Genomic DNA, 14,907 nt, shown 5'->3' with positions numbered 1-14,907 from the left:
CGGCCTGGCCGTTTCCCGGTCGGCCCGACGCTCTCCCAGCGGGTCGCTCGGCAGCCTCCCGACGGCGGGCCCGACGGTTTCCCGGCGGCCTGCCGGACGGTCTCGCCGCGGTCGTGATCGCTGGCTCGGTGCCAGTGATCGTCCCGCCCCGGGAATTCATGGTGATTCCACCCTGAGTACCCCGGAGGGGTGGGGATTGTCAGTGGCGCGTGCTGTCATGGAGCCATGATCGAAGAAATCGAAACCATCGACGAGTTTCTCGCACACCGCACGTCGGACGTGGAACACGCCATCCGCAAGGCCGCCGCCGCCGAGATCATGCCCCGGTTCCGGCAGCTCGCCGCGCACGAGATCGACCAGAAGTCCGGCCCGCACGACCTCGTGACGGACGCCGACCGCCTGGCCGAGAAGTACCTCACCGAGGCCCTCACCGCGCTGCTGCCCGGCTCGGTCGTGGTCGGCGAGGAGGCGGTGCACGCCGACCCGGCGAGCTACGAGGCGATCCGCGGCACGGCGCCGGTCTGGATCGTCGACCCCGTCGACGGCACCCGGCAGTTCGTGCACGGCGACTCCGGGTTCTGCACACTGGTCGCGCTCGTGCTGGACGGCGTGGTGCACGCTTCGTGGACATACGCGCCCGCGCGCGACGAGTTCGCCATCGCCGTCCGGGGCCGGGGCGCCGTGCTCGACGGCGTGCCGCTGCGCTCCGGTTCGCCCGAACCGGGCCGTGACCTCGACATAGCGACCTCCCATCCCGACTACACCACGGACGAGCAGAAGCGTGCGCTCCTGGGCCTGCGCGTCGAGGGCGTCGTCCCGCGCCCGTGCGGCTCGGCCGGCCTGGAATATCTGGCCATCGCCCGCGGCGAGTTGGACGCGGTGGCCTTCTCGTGGGAGGCGGCATGGGATCACGCGGCGGGACTGCTGCTCGTCGAGGAGGCGGGCGGCGCCCATCTGACGCTCCGCGGCGAGCCGTTCCGTGTCACGGGGGGCAACGCGCTGCCGTTCACGGCGGCCCGGGACGGGGCCACGGCCCGCCGGGTGGCGGCCCTGCTGGCGGCACAGCCCGAACAGGTGGCGGTCAGGGCCTGAGCGGGAGCTCCGCGGCCCGCGAGGGTTCCGGCCCCGTCCGGCGGTCGGCACGCGGTTGCGGAGCGCTGTCTTCCAACGCCCCGTGCCGTCAAGGCTGTCAGTCCTCCGGCATATCCTGATCCTCAGTGGCCGTCGGCTGACAAAGGAGTCCGAAGGTGCCGTCGATGCTCGATACGGTCGTGGTGGGTGCGGGGCCGAACGGACTGACGGCTGCCGTGGAGCTGGCCCGCCGGGGCTTCTCCGTAGCCGTCTTCGAGGCCCGCGACACGGTGGGCGGGGGAGCGCGCACCGAAGAGCTGACCCTGCCCGGTTTCCGGCACGACCCGTGTGCCGCGGCGCATCCGCTGGGCATCAACTCGCCCGCCTTCCGGGCGATGCCCCTGGAGCGGTACGGCCTGGAGTGGCTGCACGCCGAGCTCCCCATGGCGCACCCGTTCCTCGACGGCTCGGCGGCGGTGCTCTCGCGGTCGGTGGCCGAGACGGCGGCTTCCTTCGGGCCGCGCGACGCAGGCGCGTACCGCAGGCTCGTCGCGCCGTTCCTGAGCAAGTGGGACACCCTGGCGCACGACTTCATGTCACTGCCGCTGACCGCGCTGCCCCGGGATCCCGTCACCCTCGCCCGTTTCGGTCTGGCCGGGCTGCCGCCGTCGACCTGGCTGATGCGCCGCTTCCGCGACGAGCGGGCCAAAGCCCTGTTCGCCGGTCTGGTGGCGCACGTCATGGCGCCGCTGGACGGTGTCGCGACGGGCGCCGTCGGCCTGGTCTTCGCGCTGGCCGCGCACGCCCGGGGCTGGCCCGTGGCGCGCGGGGGCTCCCAGTCCATCTCGGACGCGCTCACCGCGTATCTCAAGGACCTCGGCGGCACCGTCCACACCGACTACGAGGTCAAGCGCCTGGACGATCTGCCTCCCGCGCGCGCGTACGTCTTCGACACCTCGCCCAAGGCGCTGGCCCGTATCGCGGGCTTCGGGCGGTACTACGAGGGCTACCGGTACGGCGCGGGCGCCTTCAAGATCGACTACGCGCTGGACGGGCCCGTGCCCTGGACCGCCGAGAAGGCCCGGGTCGCCGGGACGGTGCAGGTCGGGGCGAGCAGTGCGGAGATCGGAACCGCGCTGCGGGCGGCCTCGCGCGAGGGCCGGGCACCCGACGCGCCGTTCCTGATCACCGTGCAGCCGAGCGTCATGGACCCGTCCCGGGCTCCCGAGGGCAAACAGGTCTTCTGGGCGTACGGCCATGTCCCGAACGGCTGGACCGGAGACCTCACCGACGCGATCGAGCGCCAGCTGGAGCGCTTCGCGCCGGGCTTCCGTGACCGCGTACTGGCCCGCGCGACCGCCGGACCATCCGAACTCGCCGCCCGCAACGCCAACTACGTGGGCGGCGACATCGCCTGCGGTGCCGCCTCCGGACTCCAGCTCATGCTCCGCCCCAGGCTGTCCCTGCTCCCGTACAACACCCCGCACCCCGCCGTCTTCCTGTGCTCCTCGGCCACCCCGCCCGGTCCCGGTGTGCACGGCATGTCGGGGCACAACGCGGCGAAGGCCGTCTGGAGGAGGCTGAGAGAGTCATGACCACGATCACGCTGGTCCAGGGCGACATCACCCGGCAGAGCGTCGACGCCGTCGTCAACGCGGCGAACTCGTCGCTGCTCGGCGGCGGAGGTGTCGACGGGGCCATCCACCGCCGAGGCGGCCCGGCGATCCTCGCCGAGTGCCGCGAGCTGCGCGCCGGCCACTACGGCAAGGGGCTGCCGACCGGCCGGGCGATCGCCACGACGGCGGGTGAGCTCGACGCCCGCTGGGTGATCCACACCGTGGGTCCTCGCTATGCGCAGGCGGAGGACCGGTCGGAGCTGCTGGCCTCGTGCTACCGGGAGTCGCTGCGGGTCGCCGACGAGCTCGGCGCCCGTACCGTCGCCTTCCCCGCCGTCTCCGCGGGCATCTACGGCTGGCCGATGGACGACGCGGCGCGCATCGCCGTGGAGACCGTCCGGGCCGCGAGGACCGACGTCGAGGAGGTCCGGTTCGTGCTCTTCGACGAACGGGCGTACGACGCGTTCGCCGGGCAGCTGCGCTGACGGGCCGGACGCGGGACACAGCCGCCTGAACGAACCGGGGCAGACCCCGGGCGCGCGACCACACGCTTCTCGGGGTTGCCGGGGTTGCCGGGGCGCAGTGGGAGCGGGCGGGGCGCCGCGCCCCTGACTCACAGGGCCGGGCGGACAACGGTCAACGGAGGCACCGGGCCGAACGGACGGCGCGCCCTTTGACTCACAGGGCCGGAGGCCAACGGCCTACGGGGCGCACCGGGCCGAGCGGGCGGCGGCGACCCCGGCACGTGGGAGCTGAGCCGGCGCATACGGCCGGGGCGGAGTGCGCGGGTGGCCTGCCGGCCGTCCGGGCAGCCCGGGAGCGCAGCGGCCGCGCGGCCCCGTCACACGGGCAGTTCGACGACCAGGGGCCGGTGATCCGAGATCGGGGTGCTCGGCACGTGCACACCGCAGACCGCGCCCGCCTCGATTCCGGTGGCGAGTACGTGGTCCAGCTGGACGAGCGGACGGTGCGCCGGATAGGTGGGCGTACGGGCCAGGTCCCGCCAGCCGTGCGGCAGCGGCCGGGTGTTTCCCGGCCGGGTCCGGCTGAGTCTTCTGCCGCCGCCCGGTCCGGGCGCGCCGAGGACGGCCCGCGGAAGCGCGCCGGGCAGGTTGAAGTCGCCGAGAAGCACCTGGGGCCGGGGCAGGTCGGCGATCCAGGCGCGGACGGTGAGCAACTGGCGGATGTTCCAGCCGGGCACGAACGACAGGTGCAGCGCCACCACGGTGAACGGCCCGTGGCGCCCCTCCAGGACGGCGGCCAGCGCCGCCCGGGGCTGGTCCCTGGACACGGTGAGTCCGGGGCGGCCGGGCGTCCGCAGCGGCATGGGGACCGGCGCCGGAGCCAGCCGCCGTGCCCTCCAGTGCCGTACGGGCAGCCGGGAGAGCAGAGCGATGCCGTGCGAAGGGGTACCGTCGCCCGCCTCGGTCTCGCGCGGGCCGTACACCCGCAGACCGGGTTCGGACGGTTCCGGGACCCAGCCGCCGCCCGCCTTCGCCATGCCGTGGAACGCGGACGCGTAACGCCAGTGCGGCGCGTCGGACCCCACGGCCGCTGCGGACGCCTGGTCCACTCCGCCGGAGCGTTCCTGCAGCCGGTCCACTTCCTGGAGCGCCACCACATCGGCGTCCAGCGACGCGACGGCCCGGACGAGCGGCACCTCGGGGCCGCCCGCCACCCGGACGGAAACGGGTCTGCCGTCCACCAGCGTCCGGCCGTGCAGCACGTTGAACGTCGCGAACCGCACCCGCCCCGAGCGCGCGGGGCCGGGGTGAGCCGTCTCGGAAGATGTCATGAGCGCGACCGTATCCAGCGGAGCCGCGAGTGCCGGCCCGGTTTCCTACATCCAGGGCAGCGTCTCGCCCAGCAGCCGCAGCAGATCGCCCGTGGCGTCGGCCGCACCCAGTGCGGGCAGGGCGCCGAGCGCGAGCACGGCCGCGCCGACGGACCGCATGACGGGCGGCGGAGCGGTCTGCAGTGCCGCGATCCGGCGGGTGACGGCGTGCTCGGAGAAGTGCAGGGCGCATCCCGGGCGGGCGCGCTGGGAGACCAGGGCGGCACGCGCCAGGGCGCGTGCCGTCGTGTGCCGGTCCCCGACGGTGCTCGCGGCCTCTTCGTCGGCCCAGCGCTCCAGCAGGAAGGCGACGGTCTCGCGGACAGTCACGAGCAGCGGGTTCGCCGCCGCGGCCAGGGCGACGGCGGTCGACAACGCCGCGTGCCGGTGGGTGAGATGAGCGCGCTCGTGGGCGAGCAGAACACGCCGTTCGGCGGGCTCCAGCGCACCGAGCATCGCGGCCGTGACCAGGATCCGGCCCGGCTTGCCGGGGATGGCGAAGGCGTGCGGGATCGGCGACGCGGCAACGACGAGCTCGCTGTCCGGCGGGTGCCCCTCACAGAGCCTGCGCAGGACCCGGCGGGTCGCGATGTGCGCTCGTACGACACGAAGGAGCCGGTGGGCGATCACGGCGAGGGCGGCCACCGCCAGGACGGCCACGGCTTCCGGGACGGGCTCGGGCAGCGCCCGGCCCTCCTCGCCGGCCTCGGCGATCACCGCCGGAGCCTGGTCGATCAGGGTGACCCCGAGCAGAAGCAGCGCCCAGGTCGAGGCGGCCGCGGTCAGCACCGCGGCCGCCGTGAGGACGCGGGCCGCCAGGGCCGGTGACACCCGCCTGCCGACCTGCGGGGCGATCGCGGTGAGGAGCAGCGCCAGTACGAGCGGAACGTAGACGTCGATCCTCATGGCCCCTTCCCTCCGAGGAGGTCGCGCAGGGCTTCCTCCTCCTGGCGGCTGAGGCCGGTGACGAACTGCTGCAGGGCCGCGATCGGGTCGGGTCCGCGGTCGAGCGCCTCGTGCATGGCCTCGGCGGTCAGCTGGGCCGCGTTCTTCGCGGGCCGGTACGCGCCGCGCCGGCCGTCGACGTCACGGAGCACAAGGCCCTTGTCGTACAGGCGTTTGAGGATGGTGTGCACTGTGTTGTACGCGAGTCCGCCGCCGATCTCGGCCTGGATCTCGGCGGGTGTCAGTGCGTCGTCGGTGGCCCACAGGGCGGCGAGGACTTCGCTCTCCAGCTCGCCCGCGCTGCGCCGTTCCACCCTTCCATGGGGACCCGTGCCAGCCATGTCCGTAACCTTACAGCGCGTAGGGGGACCGGAAGGGGTGCCGCTGCGGGGCGCGCGCCCCGGGCGTGGGGGAGTCGCACACTGCCTACGGGCAGTCCTCGTATGCCCGTTCCGTTCGGCGCCTTCTTCCGGCCGGCGGTAGTTTGTCCATGATTCCCGGCTCCCGCCTCACCCTGCGTCTTGTAAGGTGAAGAAACCCTACAACGTGTAGGGCTGAAGGATGGACGATGGCCAAGACCCTGAACGGCCTGCTCATCGGCGCCCGGCGGCCCGAACCGCCGGACGGGGTGGCCCGCGCGTTCCGGCGCCCCGGTGGCCTGGGCCCGCTCGCCCTGGTCGCGGCCGCCTTCACCCTCGCCCAACTGATCCTCGTGCACCCCGGGATGGGCCTCGGCTGGGACGAGACGGTGTACGTCAGCCAAGTCTCGCCGCATGCCCCCGCGGCCTTCTTCAGCGCGCCACGAGCCCGCGGCGTCCCCCTGCTCGTGGCGCCGATCGCCACCTGGTCGTCCTCCACCACCCTGCTGCGGGTCTACCTCGCCCTGCTCTCCGGACTCGGCCTGTTCTTTGCCCTGCGCGTCTGGCGCGGACTGTTTCCGGTACGGGTACTCGCCGTGGCGGGCGCCCTGTTCGCGACGCTGTGGGTGACCCTCTTCTACGGCCCGCAGGCCATGCCCAACTACTGGGTCGCGATAGGTGCCCTCGCCTGTGTCGGGTGCTTTCTGCGGGCCCGGGCAGGCGGCCGCGACCGGGCGGCGCTGTGGGGGATCGGGCTGAGTGCCGCGCTGATGGCGTGGATGCGGCCCCCCGACGCGGTCTGGGTGACCCTGCCGCTCCTCGTCCTCGCCGTGGCCGTCCCCCGGTGGAGACGGGCCCGGCCGCTGCTCGCCCTCGTAGCGGGCCTGCTCGCCGGAGCCGCCGAGTGGATCATCGAGGCCTACGTCAGCTACGGCGGCCTGGGGCAACGGCTCTCCGCCGGTTCGCGCATCCAGGGCGGCCTCGGCTGGAACATCGCCGTCGGCGACCAGATGCGCAGCCTCGGCGGACGCGTGCTGTGCCGGCCCTGCACCGTAGGGATGCCGAACCCCGTCGTGACGGCGTGGTGGTTCGTCCTGCCGCTGATCGCCGTCCTCGGCCTGGTGATCGCCGTCAGGGCCCGTCGCACGGCACCCACCCTGCTGCTCCTGGTCTGCGCCACGACCGCCGGAATCCCGTACCTCTTCATGATCGGATACGCCGCCCCGCGTTTCCTGCTGCCCCTCTACGCTCTCGTCGCGATCCCCGTCGCCGACGCCCTCGTCCACCTGGTCACCCTCCCGGGCCGGCGATGGCGGCCGGTGACCGTGACCCTGGTGGCCGTCGGTCTCGCCGGGCATCTGGCCGTGCAGTTCGCGGTCCTGCAGGCCACGGTGCGGCGCACCACCGACAGCCACCACGGCTGGGCGGTGACGGCGGCGGAACTGCACCGGCTCGGTGTGCGGCCGCCCTGCGCGCTCACCGGCCATCAGACCGTCCCCATCGCCTTCTACGCCGGCTGTTCCTCCTGGGCGATCGGCGGGCACAACGGCAACGCCACCTCGGAGAGCATCACGCGTTCCGCCGCGCACATGCCGGTCGCCGTCGTCACCGCTTTGGGGAGCAAGCCGCCCGGGTACGCCCACACCTGGGCCCGCCACCGCGTCGGCGACCTGACCATCTACCTCTCTCCGGGAGCGGGGAGCCGTACGCCGTGACCCTTCCGTCGGAGACGCCCTCGCCGGTGCAGCCCGGGCAGGCCGCCCGCAGCGGTCGGGAGGCCGGCCTCGGCAGGCCGCCCGGCAGTGAACCGGTGGGCGCTCCGACGCGAGGATCGGCCGGGAGCGGGCCGGCCGGCCGCGCACCGGTGCTCGGCGCCGGCCCTGGCACCGGCCCGGCCGCCGGTCCGACGGCCGACGGCCATGGGCTGCCGCCGCCCGACCGGGTGTCCGGCCCGGGCGGGCCCTCGTCCCCCGCGGTGTCCGAGGGCAGGTGGACGACCGTCGGCCGACGACTGTCCGTGGGCGACGGGCGAGTGGGCCTGCACGCCGGGCTTTCGCTGCTCGTGCTGGTCTGCGCCGCGTTTCTCGCCCACCGGCACTGGCCGGTGATCGAGGCGGGAGCCTGTCGGCTCACCCACGCCGACCGGGGCTGGCTGCTGGTGGCGACCGCCGCCACCCTGGCGACCTGGGCGTGCTCGGCCCTCGCCCAACAGGGCGCGGTGGCGGAGCCGCTGCCCGCCGGGCGACTGGTGGCGGTGCAGTTCGCGGCCGCCTCGGCCAACCACGTACTGCCCTCGGGACTCGGCGCGGGCGCCGTCAATCTGCGCTTCCTGACCCGGTGCGGACTGCCCGTCGCCCGTTCCGCGACCGCGCTCGCGGTCAAGGCGTGCGCGGGAACCGTCGTGCGCGGCTGTCTGATCGGCGTACTCGCCCTGGCCTGTCCCGGCGCGCTCCGTCTTCCCCGAGTACCGGCGAGCGCCTGGACCGTGACCGCCTCGACGACGGCCGTCGTGGTGGTCGCCGTCGCCGCGGTTCTCCTGGCGGGACCGCTGCGCCGCGCGCTGCGTGCCGTACTGCTGGACGTCCGCGCCGTACACGAACTCCCCGCGCGGGCCGCCGCGCTGTGGGGCGGTTCGCTCGCCTTCGCCGCGCTGCACGCCACCGTGGTCATCGCCGTCGCGCAGGCCATCGGCCTGCCGTTGCCCCCGGCCCGCGTGGCGCTCGCCTACCTCGCGGCGAGCAGCGCCGCGGTCCTGCTGCCCACCCCGGGCGGCCTCGGCTCTCTGGACGCCGCCCTCGTGCTGGCCCTCACGCTCGCCGGGGCGCCGGGCGGCGCTGCGGCGTCGACGGTTCTCGGCTACCGGCTGCTCACCGTGTGGCTTCCGCTGCTCCCGGGGCTGGTGGCGCTGGGGGTGCTGATCCGCCGCCGAGTGCTGTGAACGATGGGCGCGCGCGGGGGCGTACGGCAGTCAGGATGCGTTCAGGCTCGCGCTGGCACCGTCGGGCCTCATGAGCTACGAGACAACAGAGACCTCCGGGACTCCTGAGGCGTACGGCCGCACCGGTGCCCCGCACGCCGCCGGGCCGCGTCTGCGCTGGAACAAGGTGCCCGAAGTCACCGCGTACTTCTGGATCATCAAGGTGCTGTGCACGACGGTCGGCGAGACCGCCGCGGACCTCCTGAACGAGAAGCTGGGCCTGGGCCTGACCGGTGTGTCGCTGCTGATGAGCGCGCTGCTGGCCGTGGTCCTGGTGGTCCAGTTCCGCACGAAGGCCTACCGGGCGGGCGTGTACTGGCTCGCCGTGGCGCTGATCAGTGTCGTGGGCACGCTGATCAGCGACAACCTCACCGACAACCTGGGCGTGCCGCTGGAGACCAGCACCGCCGTGTTCGCGGTCGCCCTCGCCGTGACCTTCTTCGTCTGGTACCGCCGCGAGGGGACGCTGTCCATCCACAGCGTCGACACGCTCTCCCGCGAGGCCTACTACTGGCTGGCGGTGCTGTTCACCTTCGCGCTCGGCACCGCGGCCGGTGACCTGGTCGCCGAGCGCATGGCCCTCGGGTACTGGGTCTCCGCCGTGCTGTTCGGTCTCGCGATCGCCTCGGTCGCCGTCGCGCACTTCGCGCTCGGCCTGAACGCCGTGCTCAGCTTCTGGATCGCGTACATCCTGACCCGTCCGCTGGGCGCGTCGATCGGCGACTACCTCTCGCAGCCGACCGGCGACGGCGGCCTGGGCTTCGGCACCGTCGTCACCAGCGTGCTGTTCCTGACGGTCATCCTCGGCATGGTCGTCTACCTCTCGATCACCCGCCGCGACGTCACGACCGCCGACCGGCCCACGCTTCAGGCGGGCTGACCAGCTACGAGGCGACGCCGGAAGCGGGCCGGACGCCGGACGCCGGACGCCGGACGCCGGCCGGCGTCCGGCGTCCCGCATTCGGAAACCGGGGCCGCGCCCGGTGAGCCCGGCGACCGGGCCGGCCTCCGGGACGCAAGGCGGGCCCGCGGCCCGCTCCGGGCGCGAACCCGTCGCAGGAGGATCCACCTCCCCGGTGAGCCCGTCGCATTCAGGCAGACCTCCCCGGTGAGCCGCCACGAGGCGACCCGCCTCCCGTGCGACCGGTCGGAGGCGGGTCGGTCCTGCCGGCGGCCGGACGACTCCCGAAGTGTTCCTTCCGGAGCCGGCCCGGCCCGCGGAGTCCTCACCCCGACGGAAGGCCGACCACGAACGTCGCGCCCGTGGCGCGCGCCTCCTCGTGGTGCACCTCGCCGCCTGCCGAACGGGCCAGGCGCCGAGCGAGCGGCAGACCGAGGCCCGCTCCGCCGTGCCCGTCCGCGGGATCGGCGCGCCGCCCCGGCTGGAAGAGCTGGGGCGCGAACGACGTGGGTACGCCGGGGCCGTCGTCCGTGACCTCCACGAGAACGCCGCCGGCGGGCTGCTCGCCGACCCGGATCTCGACCCGGGCGGACGCGTGCCGCAGCGCGTTGTCGAGCAGGGGACTGACGATGCGCTCCAGCAGGGCGTCCACCACCCCGGCCACCGGACCCGTCGCCGGGCCGGTGACGACGATCTCCACCTCCGGCCGCGTCGTGACGGCACGGTCCGCGAGCCGGCGCAGTACGGGGACGACCTCGCTGGTGCCCGGCGCGGCGGACGCGTTGTCACGGGCGTCGTCGAGCAGCGTGTCGCAGATCGTGCGCATGGACCGGGCGGCGTCCGCCACGGCCTCCTGCGCGATCCGCGTCTCCTCGGCGGAGCGCGGCCGGGACTGCCACCAGTCGAGCTCGGCGATGATCCGGGCGAGCGGATTGCGCAGCTCGTGCGACAGCTCCTGGGTGAGCTGCCGCTCGTGGCGCAGCAGGGCCCGGATACGGTCGAGGAGCGCGTCCAGGGACCCGCCCAGCCGGGCGAGTTCGTCGGGCCGATCGATACTCCCGAAGCGTTCCTCGGAGGCCACGGCGCTCCACCGGGTGGCCTGGTCGGTCATGGTGCGCACGGGACGCAGTGCGCGCCCCACCGCGAGGCGTGTCAGCGCGTACGTACAGGCGAGCATGGCGGCGTCGAGGGCGAGCGACGCGAACAGCAGGGTGTCGGCCGAACTGCGGTACGGGGACAGGTCGAGGGCGGTGACGACCGTCGCGCCGGTGCTGTCGCCCGGCACCGGCCGCGCGCACAGCCGGACCGGGCCGTGGGCACGGGCGGTGCCGCAGTGCGTCCCGCCCCGTGCGGCGAGTGCGCCGGCCGCGCGGGTGAGCGGGCCGGCGGCGGTGGCCGAGGGCGGCTTCTCCAGGAGCCGGTCGCCCGCGTAGATCCATACGTTCGCGTCGAGCAGTTCCTCGCCCGGCGTCTCCAGTACCCGCACCCGGGCGCCGCTGGTGTCGACCGTCGCGGCGACGGCGGTGCCCCGGGTGCGCAGCTCGTCGTCCGCCTGGTGCTGGAGGTGCTGTCGCACGACGGTGTTGAACGCCACCGTGAGGATCACCATCAGCAGGGTGGCGGTGGTCAGCGCGACCAGGGAGAGCCGGCCCCGCAGGGTGCCCGGCCGCCACCGGGATGCGAACGTTCTCATGGGCGCCCGCCTCCGGTCGTGGAATTCGCCGCGGCGGTCGGCCGGGCGTGTGAAGGACCCGGACTCATGACAGGCGGTGCCCGATACCCCGCGCGGTCGTGACCGTCAGCTCGCTGCCGCCGTCCCGGAGCTTGCGGCGCAGCCGGGTCAGATACTGGTCGAGCGTGTTGTCACTGACCTGGGCTCCCTCCGGCCAGCCGGCCCTGATCAGCTCCCGTCGGCCGACGATGTCCCCGGACGCCGCCATCAGCGCCGCCAGCAGCCGGAACTCCGTCGGAGTCAGGCCGACGCGATGGCCCCGCACGGTCAGGCTGTGCGCGACCGGGTCCAGCACCAGGTCACCGGCCGTGCCGGCCGGGCCCGGCCCGGCGCGCTTGAGGGCCGCCCGCAGCCGGGCCGCCAGCTCCGTCAGATGGAACGGCTTGGGCAGGTAGTCGTCGCCGCCCGCCGAGAAGCCCGCCAGCCGGTCGGTGAGGTGGTGGTGGGCCGTCAGGAAGATCACGGGGGAGAGGAAGCCGTTGGCCCGGATCGCCTGGCACACGTCCCGCCCGTCGGCGTCGGGCAGGCCGACGTCGAGAACGACCGCGTCGATGCCGTCCCCCGCCAGCCGCAGAGCGGTTGCGCCGTCCGGTGCCGGCACGGTGTCGAAGCCCTCGTCCCGCAGCCCGCGCCGCAGGACGTCACGCAACGCGTGGTCGTCCTCGACGACCAGGATCCGCCGGCGCATACTCCCCGCTCACCCGCTCTTGGCGAGCCGGGGCGCGATGAGCAGGACTCCGAGCCGCGACGCGGTCAGCGGGTGCCCCGACAGGTCGGGCAGCCTGCGCAGACCCGCCGTCATCGCCATCGCGACCAGCGTGCCGACGAGCACACCGACCGCGACGTCGTGCGGATAGTGCGCCCCCACCCAGACCCGCGAGGCGGCCATCGCGCCCGCGGCCACGATGGCGACGCTGCCGAGGCCGCGCGAGACGAAGAACAGTGTGACGGCCGCCGCGGCCGCGATCGCCGCGTGATTGCTGGGGAACGACCAGTCACCGGGTGCCGGGCACGCCTCCAGCGTCGCCACCCGCAGGCTCTGACAGGGCCGGTCCTCGCGCACCAGCAGCTTCACACCGAGATCCACCGCGAACGCCACGACCACGACGACCGGTACGGCGAGCGCGGCGAGTGCGGCTCGCGGGCTCTCGCGCCGCGCCCGCCACCAGCCGAGCACCATCAGCACGGCGAACAGGCCGAGTCCGTACGTCGACCACACCGACACCAGGCTGTCGAGCCACGAGGGGGAGTCCTGGGCGAGGTCGGCGACGTACCGGTAGGCGGAGCCGTCGATCGAGGAGCCGTCGAAAGCCAGGATCATCCCTGGACCTCCTTGTTCGCCGCGCCCTGTCGGCGGGAGCGGTACAGCTCGGCGGCGAGCGGGGCCAGGGACACGAGGACGATGACCGCGATGATCGGGAGCAGATAGCGGTCGACGTTCGGGATGGAGGAACCCAGCGCGTACCCGCCGAGGGTGAGGCCGATGCTCCAGACGAGGCCGCCGACCACCTGCCACAACGTGAAGGTCCGCACCGGCACGCGCAGGGCGCCCGCCATCGGGTTCAGCACCGTACGCACCACGGGGACGAAGCGGGCGAGCACGATCGCCTTGGCGTAGCCGTACTTCTCCAGCAGCTCCTCGGCGCGGTGCGCGCCCGCTTGGAGCCGTGGTGCGGAATCGCGGGACAGGAGGGCGCCGCCCGCCTTCCGCCCGATCAGGTAGCCGGTCTGCGCGCCGACCAGCGCGCCCACGGCCGCGGCGATCAGCAGCGGGGGGAGGGACAGCTTCAGGCCGTCGTGCCCCGATCCGGTGCAGAGCAGGCCCGCAGTGAACAGCAGTGAGTCCCCGGGCAGGAAGAAGCCGATCAGCAGGCCGGTCTCCGCGAACATCACCACGCCCACCCCCAGTACGCCGAAGGCGGCGAGCAGGGACTGGGCGCTGAGAATATTCACGGCGAGGTCTGACGCTGTGAACAAAGATGCGGCCATCGTCGCGGGCCCTCTCATACTGGACGGGTGGGCACGGTCGATACTCGTACCCCAGCGACTACAATTCTGTAGACGGTCTACTGAACTGTAGACGATGGCGGGGTGAGGATCGTTCCCATGAGCAGTGACAAGGACGAGCGCCGACCGGCGGGTGAGCTGGAGGCCGGCGTGATGGCCGCTCTCTGGGCCGCCGGCGTGCCGCTCACGCCCGGACGCGTGCAACGCGAACTGGACTCAGGCCTGGCCCGTACGACCGTGACGACGATTCTCTCCCGGCTGCACGAGAAGGGGATCGTGGGCCGCGAGCGGCTGGGCCGGGGCTACGCGTACTTCCCCGTCCAGGACCCGCACGGCCTGACCGCACGTCGCATGCACACCGAGCTCGACCGTGACGACGACCGGGAGACCGCGCTGGCCCGGTTCGTGGCCCAGCTCAGCCCCGACGACGAGCGGCTCCTGCGGGATCTGTTGGAACACGGTCTCGACGCACATCCGGAACAGGGTGAGGGATGATCCTGCTGCTGCTGATCCCTCTGCTGGTCCCCTTCGTGCTGGGCCCGCTGGCCCGCCGCTGCCTCGGCCGGCTCACCCCGGTGGCCGCACTGTGGTCGGTGACCCTCGCGCTCGTCGTGCTGGCCGCCGCCTCCGTGGCCTCGCTCGGCGCGCTGGTTCTGACGGGGCTGCTCAAACTGCCCCTGCTCGCGGGCCTCGGCGACCTCGTCCACCCGCTGCGCACGGCCTCGGACCTCGTCGTCCTGCCCGCCGCCGCCGCGGCGACCGGCGCGCTCACCCTCGGCACCTGGACCGTCGTCCGGTCGGCGCTGCGCCAGCTGCGCGCCTTCCGCTCCGCCCGCAGCCAGGCCGACCGCCGCCCCGCCGCGGGCGACCTGTGTGTCATCGAATCGCCGCACCCCGACGCCTACGCGCTCCCGGGCCGACCGCATCGCATCGTCGTCACCACCGCGATGCTGCGCAGCCTCGGAGCCGACGAGCGCGAGGCCCTCTTCGCCCACGAGCGCGCCCACAACGCCGGCGGCCATCACCGCTTCCTCGTCGTGGCCGAACTCGCGGCCCACTGCCACCCGGGCCTGCGGACGGTCCGCGCGACCGTCGCGCTCGCGGCCGAGCGCGCCGCGGACGAGGCCGCCGCCGTCGCCGTGGGCGACCGTCGGCTGATCGCCCGAGCCATCGCCCGCGCCGCGCTGGCCACCGGCGACGCCCGCTCCGACCGCCCCGACTTCGCCCCCGCGGCCACCACGGGACCCGTCCCCCAGCGGGTCGCGGCCCTTCTCTCCGCCCCCCAGCACCGTCCCCGCGCGGCCGCCTGGATCGCCCTCCTCCTCGCCGCCTGCGCCGCCGTCTCGGCCGGTGCGTCGGGGGCGGGTGTCGTCGCCTTCCACCACGAGGTGGAGGTCGCGCAGGGCGAGGAGGCTCGCTGAGGGCTTCGCCATGTGTGTCGACCGGGTCGCCCCGGTCGGCCTGG

The 14,907-nt window shown here is 73.9% G+C and carries 15 protein-coding genes; 8 read left to right on the top strand and 7 right to left on the bottom strand.

Going from position 1 to position 14,907, the window contains the following annotated elements; genetic code table 11:
* Positions 1-225 precede the first annotated feature (225 nt).
* From N4G66_RS17760 to N4G66_RS17750, 3 genes are all read left to right on the top strand, one after another.
* Positions 226-1,092 (top strand): inositol monophosphatase family protein, encoded by an 867-nt coding sequence (locus N4G66_RS17760; protein WP_261705091.1) that lies wholly within the window; start codon positions 226-228, stop codon positions 1,090-1,092.
* Positions 1,093-1,256: 164 nt separating this feature from the next.
* A complete protein-coding gene (locus N4G66_RS17755; RefSeq protein ID WP_261705090.1) occupies positions 1,257-2,666 on the top strand; it encodes a phytoene desaturase family protein in 1,410 nt (469 codons plus the stop codon).
* On the top strand, positions 2,663-3,172 hold the full coding sequence (locus tag N4G66_RS17750; protein ID WP_261705089.1) for an O-acetyl-ADP-ribose deacetylase: 510 nt from the start codon (positions 2,663-2,665) through the stop codon (positions 3,170-3,172). The genes N4G66_RS17755 and N4G66_RS17750 overlap by 4 nt, the downstream gene beginning before the upstream one ends.
* Positions 3,173-3,528: 356 nt before the next feature.
* Here the strand turns inward: N4G66_RS17750 and N4G66_RS17745 are convergent, their stop codons facing one another.
* The 3 genes from N4G66_RS17745 to N4G66_RS17735 are packed head-to-tail and all read right to left on the bottom strand — an operon-like array spanning position 3,529 to position 5,807.
* Positions 3,529-4,482 carry an endonuclease/exonuclease/phosphatase family protein gene (locus tag N4G66_RS17745; RefSeq protein WP_261705088.1) on the bottom strand — a complete coding sequence of 318 codons (954 nt, stop codon included), beginning with the start codon at positions 4,480-4,482 and terminating at the stop codon, positions 3,529-3,531.
* A gap of 45 nt (positions 4,483-4,527) precedes the next feature.
* Complete coding sequence (locus tag N4G66_RS17740) at positions 4,528-5,427, bottom strand: M48 family metalloprotease (RefSeq protein WP_261705087.1); 900 nt, start codon at positions 5,425-5,427, stop codon at positions 4,528-4,530.
* Positions 5,424-5,807 (bottom strand): BlaI/MecI/CopY family transcriptional regulator, encoded by a 384-nt coding sequence (locus N4G66_RS17735; RefSeq protein WP_261705086.1) that lies wholly within the window; start codon positions 5,805-5,807, stop codon positions 5,424-5,426. Before N4G66_RS17735 ends, N4G66_RS17740 begins: the two co-directional genes overlap by 4 nt.
* Before the next feature lie 227 nt (positions 5,808-6,034).
* On the opposite strand from N4G66_RS17735, the gene N4G66_RS17730 reads away from it, so the two are divergent.
* The 3 genes from N4G66_RS17730 (at position 6,035) to N4G66_RS17720 (ending at position 9,682) form a co-directional block, all read left to right on the top strand.
* On the top strand, positions 6,035-7,540 hold the full coding sequence (locus tag N4G66_RS17730; protein ID WP_261705085.1) for a hypothetical protein: 1,506 nt from the start codon (positions 6,035-6,037) through the stop codon (positions 7,538-7,540).
* A 296-nt stretch (positions 7,541-7,836) separates the two neighbouring features.
* Positions 7,837-8,763 (top strand): lysylphosphatidylglycerol synthase transmembrane domain-containing protein, encoded by a 927-nt coding sequence (locus tag N4G66_RS17725; RefSeq protein ID WP_391858831.1) that lies wholly within the window; start codon positions 7,837-7,839, stop codon positions 8,761-8,763.
* 70 nt (positions 8,764-8,833) lie between these two features.
* Entirely contained in the window at positions 8,834-9,682 is an 849-nt protein-coding gene (locus tag N4G66_RS17720) for a COG4705 family protein (RefSeq protein ID WP_261705084.1), read from the top strand.
* 346 nt (positions 9,683-10,028) lie between these two features.
* Here the strand turns inward: N4G66_RS17720 and N4G66_RS17715 are convergent, their stop codons facing one another.
* From N4G66_RS17715 to N4G66_RS17700, 4 genes are all read right to left on the bottom strand, one after another.
* On the bottom strand, positions 10,029-11,396 hold the full coding sequence (locus N4G66_RS17715) for a sensor histidine kinase (protein WP_261705083.1): 1,368 nt from the start codon (positions 11,394-11,396) through the stop codon (positions 10,029-10,031).
* A gap of 64 nt (positions 11,397-11,460) precedes the next feature.
* Positions 11,461-12,123 (bottom strand): response regulator transcription factor, encoded by a 663-nt coding sequence (locus N4G66_RS17710; protein ID WP_261705082.1) that lies wholly within the window; start codon positions 12,121-12,123, stop codon positions 11,461-11,463.
* Positions 12,124-12,132: 9 nt separating this feature from the next.
* Complete coding sequence (locus N4G66_RS17705) at positions 12,133-12,756, bottom strand: phosphatase PAP2 family protein (protein ID WP_261705081.1); 624 nt, start codon at positions 12,754-12,756, stop codon at positions 12,133-12,135.
* Entirely contained in the window at positions 12,753-13,442 is a 690-nt protein-coding gene (locus N4G66_RS17700; protein ID WP_261705080.1) for a DedA family protein, read from the bottom strand. The genes N4G66_RS17705 and N4G66_RS17700 overlap by 4 nt, the downstream gene beginning before the upstream one ends.
* Positions 13,443-13,541: 99 nt before the next feature.
* Between N4G66_RS17700 and N4G66_RS17695 the strand changes: the two genes are divergently transcribed.
* Both N4G66_RS17695 and N4G66_RS17690 read left to right on the top strand, forming a co-directional pair.
* Entirely contained in the window at positions 13,542-13,937 is a 396-nt protein-coding gene (locus tag N4G66_RS17695; RefSeq protein ID WP_261705079.1) for a BlaI/MecI/CopY family transcriptional regulator, read from the top strand.
* Positions 13,934-14,863 carry a M48 family metalloprotease gene (locus N4G66_RS17690; protein WP_261705078.1) on the top strand — a complete coding sequence of 310 codons (930 nt, stop codon included), beginning with the start codon at positions 13,934-13,936 and terminating at the stop codon, positions 14,861-14,863. Before N4G66_RS17695 ends, N4G66_RS17690 begins: the two co-directional genes overlap by 4 nt.
* Positions 14,864-14,907 lie beyond the last annotated feature (44 nt).

Origin of the sequence: Streptomyces rhizosphaerihabitans (assembly GCF_025399795.1) — a bacterium.
GTDB classification, from domain to species: Bacteria; Actinomycetota; Actinomycetes; order Streptomycetales; family Streptomycetaceae; genus Streptomyces; species Streptomyces rhizosphaerihabitans.
The sequence above is the reverse complement of the archived record's forward strand: the minus strand, read 5'-3'. Positions and strand labels throughout refer to the sequence as shown.